At 72.9% G+C, this 8,714-nt stretch carries 6 protein-coding genes; 3 read left to right on the plus strand and 3 right to left on the minus strand.

Annotation, left to right across the window (positions count from 1 at the left end):
- Window positions 1-48: 48 nt before the first annotated feature.
- Entirely contained in the window at window positions 49-519 is a 471-nt protein-coding gene (locus tag KBX06_RS08890; RefSeq protein ID WP_210833753.1) for a hypothetical protein, read from the minus strand.
- A 151-nt stretch (window positions 520-670) separates the two neighbouring features.
- Between KBX06_RS08890 and KBX06_RS08895 the strand changes: the two genes are divergently transcribed.
- Together KBX06_RS08895 and KBX06_RS08900 are read left to right on the plus strand one after the other, a co-directional pair.
- Window positions 671-2,269, plus strand: coding sequence for a beta-1,3-glucanase family protein (locus KBX06_RS08895; RefSeq protein ID WP_210833754.1), 1,599 nt, complete (start codon window positions 671-673; stop codon window positions 2,267-2,269).
- A gap of 200 nt (window positions 2,270-2,469) precedes the next feature.
- Complete coding sequence (locus KBX06_RS08900; protein WP_210833755.1) at window positions 2,470-3,606, plus strand: CaiB/BaiF CoA-transferase family protein; 1,137 nt, start codon at window positions 2,470-2,472, stop codon at window positions 3,604-3,606.
- 267 nt (window positions 3,607-3,873) lie between these two features.
- Here the strand turns inward: KBX06_RS08900 and KBX06_RS08905 are convergent, their stop codons facing one another.
- Window positions 3,874-5,742 carry an adenylyl cyclase gene (locus tag KBX06_RS08905; RefSeq protein WP_210833771.1) on the minus strand — a complete coding sequence of 623 codons (1,869 nt, stop codon included), beginning with the start codon at window positions 5,740-5,742 and terminating at the stop codon, window positions 3,874-3,876.
- Window positions 5,743-5,995: 253 nt separating this feature from the next.
- Window positions 5,996-7,912, minus strand: a complete 1,917-nt coding sequence (locus KBX06_RS08910; protein WP_210833756.1) for a hypothetical protein — start codon at window positions 7,910-7,912, stop codon at window positions 5,996-5,998.
- 444 nt (window positions 7,913-8,356) lie between these two features.
- Between KBX06_RS08910 and KBX06_RS08915 the strand changes: the two genes are divergently transcribed.
- On the plus strand, window positions 8,357-8,714 hold a 358-nt coding region (locus KBX06_RS08915; RefSeq protein ID WP_210833757.1), incomplete at its 3' end, for an endo-1,4-beta-xylanase.

Here is an 8,714-nt window from a genome sequence, read left to right on the forward strand (position 1 = left end):
CCGGGGCCTGCTCCTCGACCACGGACGGGAGCGGGTGCGGAGGCGCTGCTAGCGGGGCGAGAAGCGCAGGACGGCGCCCGAGTCGGAGATCGCCACGACCTGCACGCTGATGTCGTTGGCGTTGAGCTCCCCGGTGCCGTCGACGTGGCCACGCAGGTTGCCGTTGACCGGGTCGCCGCCGAAGAACTGTGTCCTCTTCGGCGGAATGAAGGTCACCGTGAAATCGGTGAAGCCGAACCGCCGGTCCAGGGGCACATCGACCTTGCCCCGTACGACGATCTCGCAGGTGCCGTCCCGGCACGCCCGGACGTCGGTGCCGTCGCGCGCGGAGAGCGGGGACGGCGAGGGCGCGACACCGCTCGGCGACGGCGTGGCGGGCGCGGATGCCGGCGAAGTCGAGGACGCTGCGGGTGGCGTGCCTGCGTTCGGCGTGTCGCCGGAGGACCCGCATCCGCCCAGGACGAGTGCCACGACCGGCAGGAGGGGCACCGCCAGGGGCTGCCATCGATTCGACGTCATGCCTCATTGTGGCGGTGCGGTCAACCCGGGGTGATGGAGCGCGGACCCCGACGGGTCATCGGCACGTGTCTATTGACAGGGCGGCGCCGCCGGCGCGACGCTGAGAGAGCGCTCTCTCGGTTGTCTGCCACCACCCTGAGGAGGAGTTCACGTGAAGCTCCGAAGAAGGCTGCTCGCCGCCGTTTCCGCGTTGGTCGCCGCCGTTTCGGTGACCGTCGCCGCGACCCCCGCCCACGCCGTCGGCCCCGCCCTGCTGCCCGTCACGGTCACCAACAGCACCGGCCGGGGCGAGGCCGTCCACCTGTACGTCATCGGCGTGCAGCTCTCCAGCGGCCGCCTCGGCTACGTCAACCAGGGCGGTACCTTCGTCCCGTGGTCGGGCGGGCAACTCCCGCCGTCGCCCGCGCCGGACGCCTCGATCCCGGGCCCCGGCAACGGCGGCAGCACGACCATCCGGTTCCCGCGCGGCTTCTCCGGCCGCGTCTACTTCTCCTTCGGTGCGAAGCTCAGGTTCTTCCTCACCCCGGACGGCCTGGTGCAACCCGCGCCCTGGGCGGCCGGCGACGCCAACCGCGACATCCTGTTCGACTGGAGCGAGTTCACCTACAACGACGCCGGCCTGTGGCTCAACAGCTCGCAGGTCGACATGTTCGCGGTGCCGCACGCGGTCACGGTGACCGGCGCCAACGGCGTCACCAAGCGCACCGGTGACGTCGTCGCGGGTGGCCGCAACGCGATCATCGAGGGCATCCGGTCGCAGCCCGGCTGGGCGAACACGGTGCACACCCGCTCCGACGGGACCGTGCTGCGGGTGCTCGCGCCCGGCAAGGCGGCCGGTGCCGGCCTGTTCAGCGCCACCTACCTGGACTCCTACATCGCGTCCGCATGGAACGCGTACACGACCAGGACGCTGACCGTGGTGCCGTTCGCCGACCAGCCGAACGTCCGCTACTTCGGGCGTACGTCGGGCGGCGTCATGACCTTCACCAACGGCGCCGGCCAGGTGGTCGCCTCCTTCAACCGGCCCTCGTCGGCGAGCGTCTGGGGCTGCGACGGCGATCTGCCCGCACCCAACGACCCGGTCGTCGGGCCGATCTCCCGGACGCTCTGCGCCGCGCTGAACCGGGGCACGCTCGGCACCATCGACACCCAACCCAGCACCAACGCCGCCGAGTTCTACCGCAACAACCCGACCAACCACTACGCCCGCGTCATCCACGCCAACATGACCGACGGCAGGGCGTACGCCTTCGCCTTCGACGACGTCGGCGCGTTCGAGTCCCTGGTCCACGACGGCGACCCCCGTGCGGCCGGAGTCGTCCTGAGCCCGTTCGGCGCGGGCGGCGGCGGGCCCGGAAACCCCGGCGGCGCGGTGCCCGTGCTCAGCAACTGGAACGACAAGTGCATCGACGTGCCGAACTCGGCCTTCGTCGACCGCGCGCAGTTGCAGATGTGGAACTGCAACGGCACCGACGCGCAGAAATGGACGTTCACCGGCGACACCCTGCGCAGCCAGAACGACAAGTGCATGGACGTCGATGGCGGCGCGACCGGCAACGGCGCGCTCGTGCAGCTCTACACCTGCAACGGCACTGGCGCGCAGCGGTTCACCCTGAACGCGGCCGGTGACCTGGTCAACCCCCAGTCCGGCAGGTGCGTCGACATCCGGGACTTCAACGGCGCCGACGGCGCGAAGCTCCAGCTCTGGGACTGCGCGGGCACCGCCAACCAGAAGTGGCGCAAGGGCTGACCGCCCGGCGGCTGGCGGCGCCCCGCCGCCATCCGCCCCGCCCCCGACCACCGGGCCGACCAACGTCCGGCGCGTCCGCTGTGCCATCGTGGTCCTGCCAGCGGACGCGCCGGACGTCGACCCGCGGCAGGTGCCGCGCCGGCCGGGGCGCGTCCGGTGGAGGCCGGTTGCCGGCGGGCGGCCGGGGAAGGGGAGTGGCGATGCGGGAGCAACGGTCCGGGCCGCTCGGCGGCGTCCTCGTCGCCGACTTCTCACGCATCCTCGCCGGCCCGTACGCGACCATGCTCCTCGCCGACCTGGGCGCTGAGGTGATCAAGGTGGAGGGGCCCGGCGGGGACGACACCCGGAGCTGGACGCCGCCCGTACGGGAGGGCACCTCCACCTACTACCTCGGCGTCAACCGCAACAAGCGGTCCATCGCCCTCGATCTCGCCGACCCCGCCGACCTGGACGTCGCCCGGGAACTGGTCCGCCGCGCCGACGTCATGATCCAGAACTTCCGGCCCGGCGGGCTGCGGCGTTTCGGCCTCGACTACGACAGCGTCGTGGCCGTCAACGAGCGGATCGTCTACGCCTCGATCAGCGGGTTCGGCGCCGGCGCCGGCGCCGACCTGCCCGGCTACGACCTGGTGGTCCAGGCCGCGTCCGGCCTGATGAGCCTCACCGGCGAGCCGGACGGCCCGCCGTACAAGGCCGGGGTCGCCGTGTTCGACGTGATCGCCGGCCTGCACGCGGCCGTCGGCATCCTCGCCGCCCTGCACCACCGCGACCGCTGCGGCACCGGCCAGCACGTCGAGGTGGACCTGCTCTCCGCCGCCCTGTCCGGCCTGGTCAACCAGAGCAGCGGCCACGTCGCCGGCGGCGCGACGCCGTTCCGGATGGGCAACGGGCACCCGAGCCTGTTCCCGTACGAACCGCTGCCCACCGCCGACGGCGACCTCGTCGTCATCGCCGGCAACGACGGCCAGTTCCGCAGGCTGTGCCGGGTGCTCGGCCTGCCCGGCCTGCCCGACGACCCCCGGTTCGCGCGCAACCAGGACCGCACCGTCAACCGGGAGGCCCTGCGGCCCCTCCTGGTCGCGCGACTGGTCGAGCGGACCCGCGACGAGTGGTTCCGGGACCTGCGCGCGGCGGGCGTGCCGTGCACCCCGATCAACACCGTCGCCGGCGGCGTCGACCTGGCCCGGGAACTCGGGCTGGACCCGGTGGTGACCACCGGCGGCGTGCCCGGCATCCGCAACCCGATCGGCCTGACCGCCACCCCGCCGCGCTACGACCTGCCGCCGCCGGGGCTCGACGAGCACGGCGACGAGATCCGCAACTGGCTGGCCGGCTGAGCGGGCGTCATCGCCTGGTCGCCGGGCCTTCAGGGCTGTTCCGGCGAGGTCTACTGGGAGATCCGGTCGGGCAACGCCGGCGGCTGACAGATCGCGCAGAGCGGTACCAGGCACGACGACGAGGTGCAGAGCTACCCGCGGGTCTACGCGAAGTTGGGCACCCAGGAGAAGCTGACCCGGCCCGTGCGCAACGACAACTGCGCCGGCTGACGACCGAGCCGGACGGGACAGGGTGCGCGCCCCGTCCGGCTCGGTCTCCCGCGGCGGTTACCGGGCGGGATACCGCGTGAGGTAGACGGGCTCGCCGACCCGCGTCATGTCGGCCGCCTCGCCCACGCCGTTGACCACGTGGTCGATCGTGCCGGCGCTCAGGTTGACGGTCATGACGTGGTGCAGCCGGACGCCCGGGGTGACGGGGACCTCGAAGCCGTTCTCGGTGCGGATCGACGGGTCGTTCTGGTTGAACACGTACACCCCGCCGCCGTGCAGCGTGTGGTGCCGCACCCGGTCGCCGACCTTGTAGCCGGCCCACCCCCTGGTCTCGCCGTTCATCCAGTCGGCCTGCGTCGGCGGGTCGTACGGCAGCTCGTTCTGGTAGAGGACCGTCGTGCCGTGCTCGCCGTTCCAGACCGTGTTGTACCGCTGGAAGTGCTCGACGAAGAGGCCGGTGGCCGTCACGTGGTCGCCGTTGATGACGGCGCCGTAGCGGCCGGTGTTGGTCCGCCAGCGGTCGGTGTCGCCGTTGACGCCCTCGGTGAAGCCCTCGACGCCGTGGTCGCCGCGCCACACCCAGGTGTGGTCGATGAGGACGTGGTCGGCGTTCACCTCCAGCGCGGTGTGCGTCCGACCGATGTGCGGTCCGCCGACGCGGAAGTACACGTCGGACAGCGTGATCGGGTTGCGTGGGGTGCTGGCGTTGCGGCCGTGCCTGTGGCCCACCCGCAGCAGCACCGGCGACTCGGTGCGGCCGGCGTCGATGGTGACCCCGGCGACGACCACGCCGGGCACGCCGGCGACGTCGAGCGGAACGGCGCCGCCGACAGCCGTCAGCGTGGCGTGGCCGATGCCGAGGACAACGGTGTCGGGCCGCCTGACCTCGATGCTGCGGGCGATGTCGTACACGCCGGGCGTGAGCAGCAGGTGCCTGCCGCGGGCGAGCTGGCTGTTGATGACGTGCACCGGGTCGGACGGCTTGGCGACGAAGAAGTCCCCGATGCCGATGGTGCGGCCCGGCGTCATGCCGTCGCCCCAGGAGATGCCCCGGGTGTCGCGCCGGGCGGTGGGGACGCGGACGTGGTACCTGCCGCGCTCGTCGACGAACAGGTAGGGCTTCTCCCTGCTCACGGGTGTGGTGTCCAGCGTGGTGTACGGCGGGTCGGGGAAGCCGGCGTCGTCGGGGGCGCCGACGGTGCCCGCGAAGACCTGGTTCCACACCGCGTTGGACCAGCTCTCGACCTCGCTGTTGCGGGTCAGCCACTGCTGCTGCGAGCCGTTGGTGGTCGCGGGCAGCCGGGAGTCGGCGATGAAGCCGCCACTGGCGTACTGCGGGCCGGCGGTGCAGTAGTCCATCAGTGACAGACCGCCGCCGCTGATGTCGAGGCGGCGCATGGACACCGCCTGGGACACCGCCCAGAAGTTCGCCGTGGAGCGGCAGCCGTCCTGGCCGGTGGCCTCGATCGACAGTGACAGGTTGGACAGGGTGCGCCAGAAGTTGACCAGGGCGATGCAGTTGCCGGTGCCGCCGCCCTCGAGGCAGCGGTTGTAGGCCTCGATCTTGCCGTTGACGGTGACGTCGGTGGGGGAGGCGCCCAGGCCGGAGACCTCGGTGTAGTAGCCGACCTTCACCTGGAGGGGCTGCGCGGGCGTGCCGTAGCTGCCGGGCTTGAAGAGGTACGCGTGCCGCGCGGTGCCCATCTCGGCGTCGACCTGCCGGGCGTGCGTCGCGTCGAGGGTCGCCTGGATCTCGGCGACCGGCGTGTCGGGGTCGAAGACCGTCACGTTGGGCCCGAAGTCCGGCGCACCGTGCCGGGGCGGCCCGGCGGTGGCAGCCGTGCCGGTCGTACCGGCGACCGCCGTCAGCGCCAGGCCGAGCGCGAGCGCCCGGCGCAGCCGCCGTCGCCAGTGGGGAGACCGCATTCTCATCGTTCGTCCTCTCCGCCGGCCGGGACAGCGCCGGGCGCGGCGATGCGGTGGGGGAGCCGCTCCGGTGCGGGTGGGTGCGCCGGTTGCCGGCTCGTGGTCGTCGTCGACCTGCCTCGTGTGGTGGCGGCGGGCGGGAGAGCGCCGCTCGTGAGAGCGCTCTCTCGGTGCCGCGACTTGCAGCACGCCGTGGAAGAAGGGGTGGCATCGTTTCTACCCTGTGAATCCGCCCGGCGCTACCGTTGCGCCGTCACGGGTCCGCCGGTCGATGCGGCCGCCGCACGGTACGCCCGGCGGATCGGGGCTGGTCGTCGCCGATCGTCTGGAAGAGCGGCCGGACGAGGACCGGCCGGTATCCGACCTCGGGCGGCAACGTCAGACCCTCCATGAGGCCGCTGCGAAGGTGCAGCCGGACCAGAGACGCGCCGATCTCGTTGTGGCCGTCCTGCGCCGGGATGAGCACGTGTTCGGGGCTCTCCCAGACCGGCCCGCCCGGGCGGGGACCGGTCGCGCTGCCGCCGGGCAGCGCCAGCATCCGTGGGCGGTCGGGACGCGCCGGGTCGTACAGGCGCAGACCCGGCGGCGCGTGGACCCAGGAGCACAACTGTCGACCGCCGGGCACGAGCGTGGCGGCCGGATCCACGGGCAGCGGGACGACCTCGCCGTCGGGCCGTACGAGCAGGACCGGGTGGCTCCCGCCGCGGGCGAGCGCGACACCGCTGTACGGGTCGACCTGGCGCAGCGCGTGCGGCAGCGGCTCCGGTTCCTCGCCGGGGACCCAGCGCACCGAGGCCCCGCCACCGTCGACGCTGGCGTACACCGCCCCGGCGTGGATGCCGACGGCAGAGACGTGGTCGGTCTCGTCCCACGGCATGCTCCGCCGGGAACCGTCGGCGAGGTCGACGAGGTGCAGCCGGTGCCGGGGGCGTCGCCCGACGTGGTACTCGACGGCGGCCAGCTGGTCGCCGGCCGCGTCCAGGACGGCGTGCCAGCCCATGTCGGTGCCGAGCAGGACGAACTCGCCGTCGGGGCGCACCAGCACGGTCTGGGTGCTGGTGAGCAGAACGGTGCCGTGTCGACTCTGCATGGCCCGCGCCACCTGGACCCCCGGCCAGCGCGCCACGACCACCGGGGCGTCGTCACGCCACATGACCAACTCGCCACCCGAGCCGACGAGTCCGGCGCGGGGCGGCGGCCCGGGTGGCGGCGTCGGCGACCGGGTTCCGCGCTCGGGTGCCTGACTGCCCGTCGTCGCCACCCACGCCATGGCCGGACCGCTGGCGTGCGGCGGCCCGCCGGCGCAGGTGCCGGCGTGGGAGCCGGCCCTCGCCTCGCTCCGGACGACGCCGCCGGTGCCGAGCAGGCGCCCGGTGCCGGCCGGACGGGTCGGCGGCTGCGGCGGCGCTTGCCGGGTCTCGCGCGGCGTCGGCCGTATGACCAGTGTCATCGGCCCGTCGGTGCCGTCGAAGGGCGCGAGCAGCCCGTCGTCCACGGCGTGGCGCAGGACGGCGCGGACGGCGTCCGGGGTGCTGAGCAGCCGGTCGGCGAGCCAGTGGAGGGTGACCGTGGCCTCGCTCTCGCGCGCCCACAGCAGCAACGACAGCAGATCCGAGGTGGCGTACCGGAATCGTGCGGCGGGGCCGCCGCCGCGGGTGCGCATGGTCGGTTGGGCGAGGTCGTGCTCGCTCAGCAGCGGGCGGCTGCGCACGAGCCACCGGGGCGGGCCCGGGTCGGCGGGGACGGGCCAGAACCGCAGCAGGTAGCTGTCGCCGTCGTCGGCCGGGCGCCGGCAGAACCGCAGCCGGTACAGGCCCGGCTCTCCGAGGCGGAACGAATCGCGGGGGGCCCCGCCGGTCACCGTCGTCAGGCCGACCGTGCCGGCGGTGGCGAGGGGCGTCTCGACGACGTCCGCCCAGTCGTCGTCCTCGGACGGCGGCGCGTCGTGGCTTTCCAGCCGTACCGCGTGGTAGCCGTCCGACGCGCGGCCCTCGATCCAACCGTCCCCGGCGCGGGCGATCGAGCCGCACGCCTGGGTCCGCACCGCGTACTCGCGCAGCAGTTCGTCGACCCGCACCCTCGCGGGGCCCCACGGCTCCGCGTCGCGCAGCAGGAGCGTGCCGTACTCCGGCAAGTATTCGCGGTCCTCGAACGTCCGTAACAGTGCCACCGTCGCTCCTCCCCGTCGCGCTCCGGAACGCTACCGGCCGCCCCCGACACGCCGTCGCGTCCGAGCCCGGTGGGGGAGGCGGAAGGGCTGCCGCCGCCGGAGGCCCCGACCAGACCGGCCACCTGTCCTGGAACCGGCCGCGTTGGTCGGTGCCCTGCGTCCCGAAAGCCCGAAAGTTTCGGTCTTTCGATCGGGTGCCGTCAGGGTGAGGTCGCGCCGGGCGAGTAGATCAGGGATGCGATTCCCGGGAAGAATCCGATAGTCGGACATTGAGCTTCCGGACGCGTTCCGATACGGTCCGATGGAAGGGCTTCGATCAACTCACGGTGTCGAGATGCTGACGTCGGCGTGGTCTCCGGGCGACCACTCCACCGGCCCCGCACCGTGGCGGGCGGTTGCCGAGGCGGCCTTCCTCATCCAACCAGATCATCGAGAGGCTCTGCCATGGACAACATTCCAATCCCCGTAGACGGGCGCCCGGTCGCCCGCCGGCGGCCACGCGTCGCGCTGGCGTCGGTCGTGGTCGGATTCTCCGTCGCCGCCGCGACGGTGGCGGTGGCATCCGGCGCCAGCGCCGGGACGACCCTGGGGGCGTCCGCCGCCGAGAAGGGGCGCTACTTCGGCGCCGCGGTGGCCGCCCACAAGCTCTCCGACGCCACGTACGTGGGGATCCTGAACCGGGAGTTCAACAGTGTGACTCCCGAGAACGAGATGAAGATCGACGCGACCGAGCCGCAGCAGAACCAGTTCACCTTCGGCAACGCCGACCGGATCGTCAACCACGCCCTCGGCCGGGGGATGA

Source organism: Micromonospora sp. C31, assembly GCF_018070575.1.
GTDB lineage: Bacteria > Actinomycetota > Actinomycetes > Mycobacteriales > Micromonosporaceae > Micromonospora.

What these genes read in the sequence shown, in the direction of transcription:
- KBX06_RS08900 (WP_210833755.1), top strand. Translation starts at nt 2,470, where the DNA reads ATGCGGGAGCAACGGTCCGGGCCGCTCGGCGGCGTCCTCGTCGCCGAC.
- KBX06_RS08905 (WP_210833771.1), bottom strand. Translation starts at nt 5,742, where the DNA reads ATGCGGTCTCCCCACTGGCGACGGCGGCTGCGCCGGGCGCTCGCGCTC.
- KBX06_RS08890 (WP_210833753.1), bottom strand. Translation starts at nt 519, where the DNA reads ATGACGTCGAATCGATGGCAGCCCCTGGCGGTGCCCCTCCTGCCGGTC.